Annotated in this window: 16 protein-coding genes; 6 read left to right on the plus strand and 10 right to left on the minus strand. The window is 59.6% G+C overall.

Annotated features, from left to right (window positions below; genetic code table 11):
• Nucleotides 1–185: 185 nt before the first annotated feature.
• Nucleotides 186–665, minus strand: coding sequence for an ATP-binding protein (locus tag GLP52_RS13355; protein WP_237271090.1), 480 nt, complete (start codon nucleotides 663–665; stop codon nucleotides 186–188).
• The gene (locus GLP52_RS13360) at nucleotides 662–1,003 is read right to left on the minus strand and encodes an STAS domain-containing protein (RefSeq protein ID WP_093731976.1); all 342 of its coding nucleotides are present in this window, start codon (nucleotides 1,001–1,003) and stop codon (nucleotides 662–664) included. The genes GLP52_RS13355 and GLP52_RS13360 overlap by 4 nt, the downstream gene beginning before the upstream one ends.
• A gap of 87 nt (nucleotides 1,004–1,090) precedes the next feature.
• On the opposite strand from GLP52_RS13360, the gene GLP52_RS13365 reads away from it, so the two are divergent.
• From GLP52_RS13365 to rarD, 4 genes are all read left to right on the plus strand, one after another.
• The gene (locus GLP52_RS13365; RefSeq protein WP_237271091.1) at nucleotides 1,091–2,263 is read left to right on the plus strand and encodes a thiolase family protein; all 1,173 of its coding nucleotides are present in this window, start codon (nucleotides 1,091–1,093) and stop codon (nucleotides 2,261–2,263) included.
• 77 nt (nucleotides 2,264–2,340) lie between these two features.
• Nucleotides 2,341–2,796 (plus strand): GAF domain-containing protein, encoded by a 456-nt coding sequence (locus tag GLP52_RS13370; protein WP_093731974.1) that lies wholly within the window; start codon nucleotides 2,341–2,343, stop codon nucleotides 2,794–2,796.
• 35 nt (nucleotides 2,797–2,831) lie between these two features.
• Nucleotides 2,832–3,455, plus strand: a complete 624-nt coding sequence (locus GLP52_RS13375) for a LysE family translocator (protein ID WP_093731973.1) — start codon at nucleotides 2,832–2,834, stop codon at nucleotides 3,453–3,455.
• Between the two features lie 94 nt (nucleotides 3,456–3,549).
• A complete protein-coding gene (rarD, locus tag GLP52_RS13380) occupies nucleotides 3,550–4,476 on the plus strand; it encodes an EamA family transporter RarD (RefSeq protein WP_138924854.1) in 927 nt (308 codons plus the stop codon).
• 53 nt (nucleotides 4,477–4,529) lie between these two features.
• Here rarD and GLP52_RS13385 read toward each other — a convergent pair whose 3' ends face one another.
• The gene (locus GLP52_RS13385; RefSeq protein ID WP_237271092.1) at nucleotides 4,530–4,940 is read right to left on the minus strand and encodes a nuclear transport factor 2 family protein; all 411 of its coding nucleotides are present in this window, start codon (nucleotides 4,938–4,940) and stop codon (nucleotides 4,530–4,532) included.
• A gap of 59 nt (nucleotides 4,941–4,999) precedes the next feature.
• Between GLP52_RS13385 and GLP52_RS13390 the strand changes: the two genes are divergently transcribed.
• Nucleotides 5,000–5,647, plus strand: a complete 648-nt coding sequence (locus GLP52_RS13390; protein ID WP_237271093.1) for a pseudouridine synthase — start codon at nucleotides 5,000–5,002, stop codon at nucleotides 5,645–5,647.
• A gap of 76 nt (nucleotides 5,648–5,723) precedes the next feature.
• On the opposite strand, the gene GLP52_RS13395 is transcribed toward GLP52_RS13390, so the two are convergent.
• The gene (locus GLP52_RS13395) at nucleotides 5,724–7,163 is read right to left on the minus strand and encodes an aldehyde dehydrogenase family protein (protein WP_237271094.1); all 1,440 of its coding nucleotides are present in this window, start codon (nucleotides 7,161–7,163) and stop codon (nucleotides 5,724–5,726) included.
• 164 nt (nucleotides 7,164–7,327) lie between these two features.
• Between GLP52_RS13395 and GLP52_RS13400 the strand changes: the two genes are divergently transcribed.
• Nucleotides 7,328–7,981 carry a peroxiredoxin gene (locus tag GLP52_RS13400; protein WP_237271095.1) on the plus strand — a complete coding sequence of 218 codons (654 nt, stop codon included), beginning with the start codon at nucleotides 7,328–7,330 and terminating at the stop codon, nucleotides 7,979–7,981.
• Nucleotides 7,982–8,082: 101 nt separating this feature from the next.
• Here GLP52_RS13400 and GLP52_RS13405 read toward each other — a convergent pair whose 3' ends face one another.
• The 6 genes from GLP52_RS13405 to fdh3B all read right to left on the minus strand — a co-directional run bounded on the left by GLP52_RS13405 (nucleotide 8,083) and on the right by fdh3B (nucleotide 12,406).
• Nucleotides 8,083–8,883 carry a substrate-binding domain-containing protein gene (locus tag GLP52_RS13405; protein ID WP_237271096.1) on the minus strand — a complete coding sequence of 267 codons (801 nt, stop codon included), beginning with the start codon at nucleotides 8,881–8,883 and terminating at the stop codon, nucleotides 8,083–8,085.
• Nucleotides 8,880–9,596, minus strand: a complete 717-nt coding sequence (locus GLP52_RS13410; RefSeq protein WP_237271097.1) for an ABC transporter ATP-binding protein — start codon at nucleotides 9,594–9,596, stop codon at nucleotides 8,880–8,882. The genes GLP52_RS13405 and GLP52_RS13410 overlap by 4 nt, the downstream gene beginning before the upstream one ends.
• Nucleotides 9,590–10,294, minus strand: coding sequence for an ABC transporter permease (locus tag GLP52_RS13415; protein WP_138924861.1), 705 nt, complete (start codon nucleotides 10,292–10,294; stop codon nucleotides 9,590–9,592). Before GLP52_RS13415 ends, GLP52_RS13410 begins: the two co-directional genes overlap by 7 nt.
• A gap of 40 nt (nucleotides 10,295–10,334) precedes the next feature.
• Nucleotides 10,335–10,466: a hypothetical protein gene (locus GLP52_RS19515; RefSeq protein WP_272903163.1), complete on the minus strand. Its 132-nt coding sequence runs from the start codon at nucleotides 10,464–10,466 to the stop codon at nucleotides 10,335–10,337.
• A gap of 57 nt (nucleotides 10,467–10,523) precedes the next feature.
• Nucleotides 10,524–11,726 (minus strand): formate dehydrogenase subunit gamma, encoded by a 1,203-nt coding sequence (locus GLP52_RS13420; RefSeq protein ID WP_237271098.1) that lies wholly within the window; start codon nucleotides 11,724–11,726, stop codon nucleotides 10,524–10,526.
• A gap of 86 nt (nucleotides 11,727–11,812) precedes the next feature.
• Complete coding sequence (gene fdh3B / locus GLP52_RS13425) at nucleotides 11,813–12,406, minus strand: formate dehydrogenase FDH3 subunit beta (protein WP_005850298.1); 594 nt, start codon at nucleotides 12,404–12,406, stop codon at nucleotides 11,813–11,815.

Genomic DNA, 12,406 nt, shown 5'->3' on the forward strand with positions numbered 1-12,406 from the left:
CGCAACGCCGAGGGAAGCTATATGCAGCTACAAGTCCGACATTGCCTGCAAAAATGGGCGGAAATATGAAGCATTTGAGGCACCAATGCGAAGCTTTCGGAGGCACTGAGGTCTCGATGGCCTAGCGCTCTAAACCGGCGCGCAGCAAAGTCGCTCGCCCGTTTGCATCGCATCGCGTATCAGCGTCACCCTGCGGCAAGGGGTATGCGCAGGGTCAATAGGTTCATATCACCCATGCGAGAATACGCTAGATCGCAGCTTAGCAGGCGGATCAATCCCCAACCGAACCCACCTTCGGGCAGCACATCTGCGATTTCATGCCGCTTGAACGGCTTTCCAGCGGGAAGGGTAAACCCGGGCATCGGTTTGCCGATATCCGTGATGCGAAGCCGCAGATCCTCCCCCGAATATGTCCCCCGCACCCCGATCAGCCCGGTTTGCGGCGCACCTGCATACGCGTGTTCGACAACGTTATTTAATGTTTCTGCCATCACCAGTTCGATCACTTCCAAATTCTCTTTGGATAGGCGGTGTCGGGCCAATTCTGCGCGAATATGACCCAAGGCCGCACATACTGCATCAGGGGATGCTTCAAGGGTGACTTCAAAGCCATAGGGTGCGGAGGCTGGTTTCACAGCGTCACTATGCCGGTACAGTGCGCTCATGCCGTTGCGGGCCCGGCCATGGCCGCATCCATCGTCGGAAAAAGCGAAAAGACGCTGTCCATTCGCGTAAGTCGAAACACCCGGTCCACGGCGGGCGTCAGGCCCGCCAGCGACAACTTACTTCCCGGGGGGAGTAGTTTCAGCGTGGCAACAACCGCCCCAAGCCCGCTGGAATCGATAAACGAGACCTGCCCCAGATCCAGAATAACACCAGGCGGCGCGTGTTCGACCATGTCACGCATCGCTTCCTTAAAGGCACGCGCAACGGCGGCATCTATGCGGTCTTCCATGACGGATATGATTTGCAGCTGCCCTTCTGTTCTGGTTGAGAGTTTCATATGGTCATCCCCAAGGTGTCCCTGATGCCTAAATGCATAACGCCGATACCTTACCAAAAGATGATCATTTCCCGGGGAGGGGACGAAATGGAAAAAGTCGTGATAGCAGGTGCCGCGCGGACGCCTATGGGCGGATTTCAGGGGGTTTTTGCCGACCTGACCGCCGCCGATCTGGGGGGGCACGCGATCAAGGCCGCGATGGACGGGGCCGGAACGGACACCGTGGATGAGGTGCTGATGGGCTGCGTTCTGCCTGCGGGCCAGGGACAGGCACCGGCACGGCAAGCGGGATTCAAGGCGGGTCTGGGTGAGGACGTGCCTGCCACGACACTGAACAAGATGTGCGGCTCTGGCATGAAAGCGGCGATGATTGCCTTTGATCAGATCGCATTGGGGCACACCGGCGTCATGATCGCCGGCGGCATGGAAAGCATGACTAACGCGCCCTACGTCCTGCCCAAGATGCGCAGCGGCGCGCGGCTGGGGCACGGGCAGGTGATCGATCACATGTTCCTCGACGGGCTCGAAGACGCGTATGACAAAGGCCGTCTGATGGGCAGTTTTGCCGAAGACTGCGCAGAGACATTTCAATTCACCCGTGCCGTGCAAGATGACTATGCGCTGGCCTCCTTGTCGCGCGCGCTAGATGCGCAAAATAGCGGTGCTTTCGACGGCGAGATCGCAGCGCTTGATTTGAAAACGCGCAAGGGTGCCGTGACCGTCTCGGCGGACGAACAGCCCGGCAACGCGCGTCCCGAAAAGATCCCCCAGCTCAAACCAGCCTTCCGCGAAGGCGGCACGGTGACTGCGGCGAACGCGTCCTCTATTTCGGATGGGGCGGCCGCTTTGGTGCTGGCCTCTGAAACCGCGGCAAAGGCCCAAGGGCTGACCATGCGCGCGCATATCCTTGGCCATGCCAGCCATGCGCAGGCACCGGGGCTGTTTACGACGGCACCGGTCCCAGCCGCACAAAAACTGCTGGACCGGTTGGGTTGGCAGAAAGAGGATGTCGATCTGTGGGAAGTGAACGAGGCGTTTGCCGTCGTCCCCCTGGCTTTCATGCACGAGATGGGGCTGTCCCATGACATCGTGAACGTGAATGGCGGTGCCTGTGCACTGGGGCACCCCATCGGAGCCTCGGGCGCGCGCATCATAGTCACCCTGTTGAACGCCTTGGAAAAACGCGGGTTGAAACGGGGGATCGCGGCGATATGTATCGGCGGCGGCGAAGGCACCGCAATCGCCATCGAGCGGCCCTGAATTTCCAAATGGAAAAAATCCTCGGGGGTCGGGGGGCAGACTGCCCCCCCGGTCCGACAGTAACAAAAGGCACTTATATGCGCGTTGACTATACGACCCTTTCCAAGACCCTCCATGCCTTGACCGAAGGCGAAACTGACAGCGTGGCACTGATGGCCACCGTCGCCTGCGAGGTCCACCATGCCGATGATCGTTTCGACTGGACGGGATTTTACCGCGTTACCGACCCCGAGCTGTTGAAAATCGGTCCGTATCAGGGCGGGCACGGTTGTCTGGTGATTCCCTTCGCGCGTGGTGTCTGCGGTGCGGCGGCGCGCACTGGCGAAACACAACTGGTAGAAGATGTGGATGCCTTTCCAGGGCACATCGCCTGCGCCTCTTCCACGCGGTCCGAAATTGTCTTGCCGGTTTGGGACGGCAAAGGGGAGCTGTTGGGTGTCTTCGATATCGACAGCAACCAACCGGCGGCATTTGACCAGACCGATGCAGACGCACTCGCCGTGATCTTGAAATCTGTCTTTTCTAACGTCTAGGCCGGTGAACCTGCCCACCGATCAAAGGAAACGCCATGAGCTTTGACGCATGGATCATTTTCGCCCTGTTCTGGGTGGTGTTTGTCACCACGCCGGGGCCAAATGCGGTGAACTGCATCAGCAACGGTATGAACCTGGGCTTTTCGCGGGCCATGGTGGGCGTGTTGGGAATCTTGACACAAGCGTCTTTGTTTCTGGCCCTGTCTGCAGTTGGTGTGACGGCGCTGCTGACGGCCTCGGCGACAGGGTTCTTTGTGGCCAAGATGATCGGGGCGGGGTTTTTGATCTACCTCGGCGTGCGCGGATTGATCATGGCGGGCAAACCCGTGGTGATGGATGATCGTCCCGCCGCGTCCATCTATTGGCGGTCCTTTGCGATTGCGACGATCAACCCGAAATCCGTTGCGGGATACCTTGCGGCCTTCAGCCAGTTCGTGCAGCCGGATGTGCCGATCTGGGATCAGATGATCGTGATTGTGCCCACCGCGCTGACGCTTACCGCGGCAAGCTACACGGGGTTTACCGCGCTTGGTGCCGGATTGGGGCGGGCGGCCTTGGGGGCAGTGTTCAACGTCTGGTTCCGCCGCGTGATGGCGGTCAGCTTTATCATCTACGGAGTGCTGTTGGGCAGCGCGCATACGCCGGTGATCAAGGGCTGATCCAGCGCGCCGGTAGGGCAGGTGCACTTGGGTCAGTCTTTCCCTCTGGCCCCTTGGGTCCTGCAGGCGTAAGCAGACCCCAAGGAGACACGACATGCGCAACCCCGATACCCTATCCGCCAACCAGCCCGCCCCGCCCGAAGACACGCCCCAAGGGCTTGCTTTTGCGATTGGGGCCTATGGTCTGTGGGGGTTTCTGCCGCTTTATATGAAGGCCATGGCCCATATTCCTGCGGCTGAAATCGTGGTGCATCGGGTCATCTGGTCCGTCCCCGTGGGCGCGTTGGTGTTGATCTTGCTAGGCCGTACCGCCACCCTGCGCGAGGCGTTCAGGTCTCCGCGCACCCTGGCGATGGGCTGCGTCACGGCGACGCTTATTTCGGTCAACTGGGGGATCTACATCTGGGCGGTGAACTCGGGTCACGCGCTGGATGCGGCCTTGGGCTATTATATCAACCCGCTATTTAGCATTCTGCTGGGGGCGCTGCTGCTGGGGGAACGTCTGTCGCGGCTGCAACTGGCGGCGATTGGGCTGGCGGCGGTGGCCGTTGCGATCCTGACCCTCGATTCAGGCCGTTTCCCTTGGGTGGCCCTCAGCCTGACAGTGACTTTCGGGCTGTATGCACTGGCGAAAAAGCGGCTGCCCATCGGGCCCAACCAAGGCTTCCTGCTTGAGGTGTTGATCCTGCTTGCCCCCGCGCTTGCCTATCTGGTCTATCTGATCATGACGGGGCAGAACCACTTTGGTCAGGGCGTTTCGTTCGATACATGGATGCTGGTGGGCTGCGGCGTGGTCACGGCTGTACCGTTGATATTTTACGCCAATGGGGCCAAACGGCTGCGGCTGTCTACCATTGGTATTTTGCAATATATTGCACCCACGATGATCTTTTTATGCGCGGTTCTGGTCTTTGACGAACCCTTCGGGCGGGCACGTATGATTGCGTTTCCATTGATCTGGGCGGCTTTGGTGATCTATTCGATCTCGCTATTCCAGCAGATGCGTCACAAGCGAGCGTGATCGGGGCGGAGGGCACCTCAGCTGCGGTGCCCTCCGTTTGCTGCGTCGGGGGTTTAGGACAGCGCGTCTTTGAACGCGAGAAAGCTCGGGTCTTTCATCACGCGCGCGTTCATCGCTTCGCGTAGGGCACCGATGGATTTATAGGGGCGCATCACCACCTCGAATTTGCCGACTAGACCGTCGTCACCCAAGGTGATCAGATCGACGCCAACGGAATCCAGATCCCCGATCTTGCATTGAAACTCCAGCGCCCAATCTGTGCCTTCCCCCATGATCCGGCGGTATTTAAAGTCGCTAAAGACATTGCCAACGTGGCCCAGTACGGCGGCCACTGGGGCGCGACCGGTCCATGTTTTGTAGTAGGTCGGCGGCATAAAGGTGACGTCCTCGGCGAGCAGCGGGGCGATCTTGTCTGACTCTCCCTTGGCGACCACATCAATCATCTGGGTAATAGTAGGGTGCATTCCGGATCCTTTGGTACAGATTGGGTTGAAAAACCACCCTACATCTGAGACGGACACCTATGGAAACAGAATATAATCCGCCCCACGATCCGCTGGTGATCTTGCATGAGGATGCCGAAGTGTTGCTGGTCGATAAACCCGCAGGCTTGCTGTCGGTGCCAGGCAAGGGGCCGCATCTGGCCGATTGTCTCATCGCACGGGTGCAGGATGCATTTCCGGACGCGCTGCTGGTGCATCGTCTGGATCGCGACACCTCAGGCGTGATGATCTTTGCGCTCACACCTTATGCGCAGCGCCATCTGGGGCTGCAGTTCGAAAAGCGGATGACGCGCAAAACCTATGTGGCGCGGGTCTGGGGCGTGCCGCAGGAAAAGACCGGCACCGTCGATCTGCCGCTGATCGTGGACTGGCCCAACCGCCCGCGCCAGATGGTCTGTCATGAAACTGGCAAGTCCGCGCAAACCGACTGGCGCCTGCTGAAAGACGAAGGCGACACCGCTCGCGTCCGGCTTAGCCCCAAGACAGGGCGGAGCCACCAGCTGCGGGTGCATATGCTCAGCCTCGGGCATCCGATCCTGGGGGACCCGTTTTATGCCACGGGTCCAGCGTTGCAGTATCCGCGCCTGATGCTCCATTCAGAAGAGCTGCGGTTCAACCACCCTCAGGGCGGGCATTCGACCAAGATCCGCGCCAAAGCGCCATTTTAAAGGCACGGTTGCGCGAACGAAAAAGGCCACCCCGCAAGGTGGCCTTGGTGTTTGTGGGGGATGCCGAAAGGGCTGCTTATTCAGCGGCCCAGCCAGAGACGGCTTTGATCTCGGTAAAGTCCTCGATCCCGTACATGCCACCTTCGCGCCCGTTGCCCGACTGCTTCATGCCGCCAAAGGGCGAGCCCGCGGCACGGCTTTGGCCGTTCATCTCGACCATGCCCGAGCGCAGCTGGCGTGCCAGACGGTTGCGGCGCTCGCCGTCTTGCGACTGCACATAGTTGGTCAGGCCGTAAACCGTGTCATTGGCGATCTGGACCGCTTGCTCTTCGCTGTCGAACTTCATGATCGACAGAACCGGGCCAAAGATTTCCTCGCGGGCGATGGTCATGTCGGGGGTCACGTCGGCAAAGACGGTGGGTTTGACAAAGAAGCCGCGGTTCAACCCGTCGGGACGTCCGGTGCCGCCCGCAACCAAACGCGCACCTTCGTCGATGCCCTTCTGGATCAGATCCTGAATCTTGTTGAACTGCGATTCATTCACAACGGGGCCGATGTGACGCCCATCTTCGGAGGCAGGACCAACGGTGACCTGCGACGCGACAGCGCCTGCTTCTTCGACGGCTTTGTCATAGACATCGGATTGTACCAGCATACGGCTGGGGGCGTTGCAGGATTGGCCGGTGTTGTTCATCATGTGCAGAACGCCACGTTTGACGGCTTTGTCATCCGCATCGTTAAAGACGATGTTCGCGCCCTTGCCACCCAGTTCAAGATGGACCTTTTTCAGCGTATCGGCTGCCGCTTTCGAAATCAGCGTGCCCGCGCGGGTGGAGCCGGTGAAGCTGATCATGTCGATGTCTTTATGCGACGACATCTGGCTGCCAACGCCGACGCCGTCACCGTTCACAAGGTTGAACACACCTTTGGGGAAGCCTGCCTCGTCCATCAGTTCGGCAAAGATCATCGCGTCCAGCGGGCTTTCCTCGGAGGGTTTCAGCACCATTGTGCAGCCGGATACGACCGCAGCCCCGACCTTGAGCGTGATCTGGTTCATCGGCCAGTTCCATGGCGTGATCAGGCCCGCGACGCCAACCGCCTCGCGGATGATCCGGTCGTTGGGTGCGTGGTCGCCAAGCGGCTGTTCGAATTTGAACTCTTTCGCGGCTTTGATGAAGTTGCCCAGATGGTATGCGCCGGCCCCGACCTGCGCGGTGCGGGCCAGATCCATCGGCGCACCCATGGCGGTGCTCATCGCCTTGGCCAGATCTTCGGCGCGGGCCTGATAGACCTCGAGGAGCTTTTCCAAAAGCGCGATGCGGTCAGCCGGAGGGGTCGCCATCCAGCCGGGCAGGGCCGCTTTGGCGGCGGCAACTGCAGCGTCGGTATCTGCCTGATCCCCAAGCGAGATGACCGCGCAGGGCTCCTCTGTGGTGGGGTCGATCACGTGATAGTCATTCGGCTTGGCGGGGGATACCCATTCACCGTTGATGTAAAACTCGCGCTTCTCCAGCATGGGAAAACTCCTTTTGTCATGCGGTGTCGAGGGCATTTCCCCGACCTGTTGCGCGTACCATGTCACCACATTTGCAGACCCGCAAGTGAGGGGGTGAAACCGGCAGCGCAACGTCTTATATAAGTACTGAACGACAAACCGAAACCATGAAGCCGGAGTATATTATGTCCTTGCGCATCAACGATACCATCCCCGATCTGACCGTCGAAACCGATCAGGGCACGATCAGCCTGCACGACTGGGTTGGCGACAGCTGGGCGATCCTGTTTTCGCACCCCAAGGATTTTACCCCCGTTTGCACAACCGAATTCGGTGCGGTTGCCCAGCTTGCCGATGAATGGGAAAAGCGCGGCACCAAGGTGATGGGCATTTCCGTCGATGGCGTCGAAGAGCACAAGAAATGGAAAGGCGACATCGAGAATTTTGCGGGTGCCGAAGCGGGCTTTCCGATCATTGCCGATAGCGATCTGACCGTTGCCAAGGCGTTCGACATGCTGCCTGCCGACGCCTATCTGCCCGACGGCCGCACGCCCAATGACAGCGCCACAGTCCGCGCCGTGTTTATCATCGGTCCTGACAAGCAGCTGAAACTGTCGATGACCTATCCGATGACCGTTGGCCGCAACTTTGCCGAAGTGCTGCGTGCGCTGGACGGGCTGCAAACCTCGACCGGCAAGGGCGTGGCAACACCGGCGAACTGGAATGTCGGCGACGATGTGATCATCCCCGCAACCCTGTCGGACGATGATGCCAAAGCGAAATTCGGTGAGTTCAACAAAATCCTGCCTTACCTACGCACCACCAAAGCGCCGAGCTAAAGCCAGATCTGAGGCCTTTGAAGCAAAACACCCGCATCAGCGATATGCCGATGCGGGTGTTTTTTACCCAAGCGATAAACGCGGCCGGCTAAAGGCGCGGATTACTGCTGTGCGTTAAAGGTGAACAGCTTTTCGCCGTTGATCGTATAGCTGTCGATCAGGCCCTTGGCGCGGTCGCCGACCAGCCAGCCTTCCAGCTGGGCCGCGGCGTCCTTGTTCACATGCGCGTGCTTTTCGGGGTTCACCGGAATATAGGCGTATTGGTTGAACAGCACCGGATCGCCTGTAAAGAGGATCGCGAGATCGGCCTTGTTGTCGAAGTTCAGCCAGCTCGCGCGGTCGGACATGATATAGGCACCCATCCCCGCAGCGGTGTTGAGGCTCGCGCCCATACCTGCGCCGACAGCTTTGTACCATTCGTCGAATGTCGCTGGGGCGAGATCGGCACCTGCCCAAAGGGACAGCTCTTTCTTATGGGTGCCGCTGTCATCGCCACGGCTCACGAAGGGAGCCTGGGCCTTTTCGATCCGAGCCAACGCGTCCTTGGCGGCCTCGGAATCCTTGATCTGGGCGGGATCGTCGCTGGGGCCAATCAGGACAAAATCATTATACATGATCTCGCGGCGGTGGGTGCCATATCCGTCGGCGACGAACGCCTCTTCGGCTTTCTTGGAGTGGACGAGGATCGCATCGACATCGCCCGCTTCACCCAACCGCAAAGCCTGACCGGTGCCGACGATTAGCAGTTGAACATCAAGGTCCAGATCCTCCTTGATGGCGGGCAACAAAACGTCGGACAGACCCGAGTTGTTAAACGACGTGGTGACAGCCATTTTCATCGTATCGGCCTGAACAGCAGTGGTGCCAAGCGCCATAACAAGGGCGGTAATCAAGGATTTCATATCAAAATGTCTCCGTTCAAAAAGGATTTGAATTCCGGGGTCTGCGGGGCGTCAAACGCATCGGGCACCGGGCCGGCCTCGTGAATGTGACCTTTAAACAGAAACAATATTTCAGTTGCAAGGCGCCGCGCCTGACCCAGATCATGGGTCGCCATGACGATACGCGTCCCAGCCTGATGGGCGGCAGTCAGTAAGGCCTCGATATCCTTTACGGATCGGCCATCAAGGTTCGAACAGGGTTCGTCCAACAGCAGGATTTCAGGGTCGCGGATCAATGCGCGGGCAAGGGCGAGCTTTTGTTTTTCACCCCCCGACAACCCTGTCGCGGGCCGGTCCAGCGCCGCCGTGAGACCGATGCGTGTGGCCCATGCCTCTACCGCGTCATTCACCTGCGCCTTTGGCTGGCCAAGAATCGCTAGTGGATATCCCAGATTGGCGCGCACGGACCGGCGCAGCATAACCGGGCTTTGGAAGACATAGGCCTGTTTCATCCGCGCGACCTCATCCGGCGCGGACCATGTGACTGATCCCGTCGACAGCCGTTCAAGCCCGTGCAGCGCCTTGAGGAAGGTCGTCTTGCCGGCACCATTTGGCCCCAGCAGGATCGTAAACCCCGATCGACCAAGGGTCAGGTCCACAGGCCCCAACACTTGCTTGCCCTGACGGGTGACGGTCACATCGCGCATATGGGCTGGCAGCAAGGGGGTCACCATCTGCCCTCTCTTTCGGTACGGGACAGCGCGTGGATGATCAGGTTAACGGTCAGCGCCAGCGCGATCAGAACAAAGCCGAGCCCAAGCGCCAGTGCGAAATCACCTTTACCGGTTTCCAGCGCAATAGCAGTGGTCAGCACGCGGGTGGCGTGGTCGATGTTGCCGCCCACGATCATGATCGCGCCGACTTCGCCGATGGCGCGGCCAAAGCCTGCCAGCGCCGCAGTCAGCAAGGCGCGCCGCCCGTCCGAAATTAACGTCAGGATCCGCCGCGTCGGCGTGGTGTTCAGCGAGATCAGCAAATCATGGTATTCGGCCCAAAGATCGCGCATCGCCTGATGGGTAATAGAGGCAATCAGCGGGGTAATGATGATCACCTGCGCGATGATCATCGCCGTGGGGGTGAACAGCAGACCCAACACACCAAAGGGGCCCGACCGCGACAACAACAGATAGACGATCAGCCCCACCACGACAGGCGGCAGACCCATCAGCGAGTTCAGCACGGCAATCGCAGTGCGACGGAAGCGGAAACGGCGGATGGCCAGCCACGTGCCAAACGGCAGCGCGATGGCTGAAGCGATCACCAGCGCGGTCAGGCTGACCTGCAACGACCTGAGCGTAATCTCGATCAGATCGGGGTCACCGGTGACAACCAGCCAGAACGCAGAAGAAAGGCCCGCCCAGATATCATTCATCGGGCGGGCCGTCGGAGTTTGCTATGCATAGGATGCGGTCTTAGTCGCCCAGCCGGACATTACGATCCGAAGAGGTCTGCTCGGCCGCGGAGAACCCAGCGTTGTCCAACGCAAAGTTCATGCCCGCAGCAAGAACGACCAAGGCGACGATGGCAGTGATAAAAGCTTTCATTCAGTACCTCGTTGATGCGCATTGGCACGCTGGGTGGGGGGCGTTTTTCGCATCATATCACTCTGCCGGCTGCGTGCCAGAGGCAGGTTTACCCTGCTTTGCGACAACTTCGTCGGCCCAGATGCTGTGGTGCTCGCGTGCCCATTCAAGGTCGACATCTCCCGATCCCATTGCTTCAAACGCGCCCTCCATACCGAGTGTTCCGATATAGATATGCGCGATGATCACAGCCATCAGAACAAAGCTGATAACCGCATGCCACAGCTGGGCGTATTGCATTTCCTCTTGCGGGGTCAGCGTCGCATCCACTGTTCCAAGGCCGAGCAGTTGCGGCACGCCCATATCATTCAGCAGCGCCAGCGTGGGTTCGAACATGGTCAGCTCGAACGGGAACAGCAGCGAGATACCCGAGACAGAGATCGAGGTGCCCAGAATGATCACGGCCCAGAAGATCAGCTTTTGACCGGCGTTGAACTTCTTGGCGGGCGGGTGGCCCTTGCCGAAGATACCGCCGCCTTTGAGGATCCAGTTGATGTCAGTGCGGTCCGGCAGGTTGTGAACGATCCACATGACGAACACCATCACCAGCCCCAGCATAAAGGCCCATGAGACGTTGTTGTGCACCCACTTGCCCGCGATGGCAAAGGTCGAAAACGCCTCGTGGCCGAACAGCGGGATCAGCAGCTTACGCCCGGCAAGCGACACCAGACCGGTGATCGCCAGCAGGATAAAGGAGCTGGCGATCAGCCAGTGTCCAAACCGTTCGATAAACTTGAACCGTTCGATGGTGATGCCCGCGCGCCCGTGTTCGATGCGGATACGTCCGCGGATCAGATAGAAAATCGCCATCAGCACAACTGTGACGCCCAACAGCAGGCTGCCATAGGTCAGCAGCGGGCCGTGGCGGAAATTCAGCCACCATATGCCACCGTCCTGCATCAGCACCTTGGCTGCAGGTCCGCGGTTGCTGGCGCGCGCGTCGGGCAGGGCGTCCGCCCGGATCTCGCGCCATAGGTCGGCATCAGAGGATGCGCCAAGCGGCCCAAGGTGGCTTTCCGCCGGCGGGGCGTCCCCCTCGAGCGGCAAAGGAAGCTCTGCCCCGAAAGGCACGTCCTCGCCGCGTTGGCGGGCCATGATGTCTTCAAGCGACTGTTGGCCCGGTTGCAGGACCGAGGCATCGCCGGTGGTGTCCTGCGCGGCAGAGAGGCCGGCAAAGGACACAAGGAATATAAGAGGCAGCAGAACGCGCAGCAATGTCATCGGGACCTCCGACAGGATAAAGATAGTTGGCCCGCCAGCAGCAGGTGCCAGCGGGCCAAGGAAAGCATGAATATGCGAAAGGGGGATTAGCCGCCCTTTTGCTCGTATGCCGTGCCCCAGCCCCAAGCGCCCGAGCCAAAGCCGCGTGCGACAACGCGTTCGCGGTAGATGCCCGAGACGACGTCGCCGTCACCGGCCAGCAGTGCTTTGGTTGAACACATCTCGGCGCAGATTGGCAGCTTGCCTTCGGCGATCCGGTTGCGGCCGTACTTTTGGAATTCGGCTTCGGAGTGGTTTTCCTCGGGGCCACCGGCGCAGAAGGTACATTTGTCCATCTTGCCACGCGATCCGAAGTTGCCTGCCTGTGGATACTGCGGCGCGCCAAAGGGGCAGGCGTAGAAGCAGTAACCACAACCGATGCAGAGATCCTTGGAGTGCAGGACAATGCCGTCGTCGGTCTGGTAGAAACAGTCTACTGGGCAGACGGCCATACAAGGCGCGTCTGAACAGTGCATACACGCGACTGAAATCGACCGTTCGCCGGGTTGGCCGTCTTGGATCGTGACGACCTTGCGACGGTTGATGCCCCACGGCACTTCGTGTTCGTTCTTACAGGCTGTGACGCAGGCGTTGCATTCGATGCAGCGTTCGGCGTCGCAGAGAAACTTTGCTCTTGCCAT

This window comes from Sulfitobacter sp. M22, from assembly GCF_021736025.1.
In the GTDB taxonomy this organism is placed as follows: Bacteria; Pseudomonadota; Alphaproteobacteria; order Rhodobacterales; family Rhodobacteraceae; genus Sulfitobacter; species Sulfitobacter litoralis.

Bases quoted from the DNA above. Each gene is read 5' to 3' on its own strand.
- GLP52_RS13355 (WP_237271090.1), bottom strand. From the start codon at position 665: ATGAGCGCACTGTACCGGCATAGTGACGCTGTGAAACCAGCCTCCGCA.
- GLP52_RS13360 (WP_093731976.1), bottom strand. From the start codon at position 1,003: ATGAAACTCTCAACCAGAACAGAAGGGCAGCTGCAAATCATATCCGTC.
- GLP52_RS13365 (WP_237271091.1), top strand. From the start codon at position 1,091: ATGGAAAAAGTCGTGATAGCAGGTGCCGCGCGGACGCCTATGGGCGGA.
- GLP52_RS13370 (WP_093731974.1), top strand. From the start codon at position 2,341: ATGCGCGTTGACTATACGACCCTTTCCAAGACCCTCCATGCCTTGACC.
- GLP52_RS13375 (WP_093731973.1), top strand. From the start codon at position 2,832: ATGAGCTTTGACGCATGGATCATTTTCGCCCTGTTCTGGGTGGTGTTT.
- rarD (WP_138924854.1), top strand. From the start codon at position 3,550: ATGCGCAACCCCGATACCCTATCCGCCAACCAGCCCGCCCCGCCCGAA.
- GLP52_RS13385 (WP_237271092.1), bottom strand. From the start codon at position 4,940: ATGCACCCTACTATTACCCAGATGATTGATGTGGTCGCCAAGGGAGAG.
- GLP52_RS13390 (WP_237271093.1), top strand. From the start codon at position 5,000: ATGGAAACAGAATATAATCCGCCCCACGATCCGCTGGTGATCTTGCAT.
- GLP52_RS13395 (WP_237271094.1), bottom strand. From the start codon at position 7,163: ATGCTGGAGAAGCGCGAGTTTTACATCAACGGTGAATGGGTATCCCCC.
- GLP52_RS13400 (WP_237271095.1), top strand. From the start codon at position 7,328: ATGTCCTTGCGCATCAACGATACCATCCCCGATCTGACCGTCGAAACC.
- GLP52_RS13405 (WP_237271096.1), bottom strand. From the start codon at position 8,883: ATGAAATCCTTGATTACCGCCCTTGTTATGGCGCTTGGCACCACTGCT.
- GLP52_RS13410 (WP_237271097.1), bottom strand. From the start codon at position 9,596: ATGGTGACCCCCTTGCTGCCAGCCCATATGCGCGATGTGACCGTCACC.
- GLP52_RS13415 (WP_138924861.1), bottom strand. From the start codon at position 10,294: ATGAATGATATCTGGGCGGGCCTTTCTTCTGCGTTCTGGCTGGTTGTC.
- GLP52_RS19515 (WP_272903163.1), bottom strand. From the start codon at position 10,466: ATGAAAGCTTTTATCACTGCCATCGTCGCCTTGGTCGTTCTTGCTGCG.
- GLP52_RS13420 (WP_237271098.1), bottom strand. From the start codon at position 11,726: ATGACATTGCTGCGCGTTCTGCTGCCTCTTATATTCCTTGTGTCCTTT.
- fdh3B (WP_005850298.1), bottom strand. From the start codon at position 12,406: ATGGCAAGAGCAAAGTTTCTCTGCGACGCCGAACGCTGCATCGAATGC.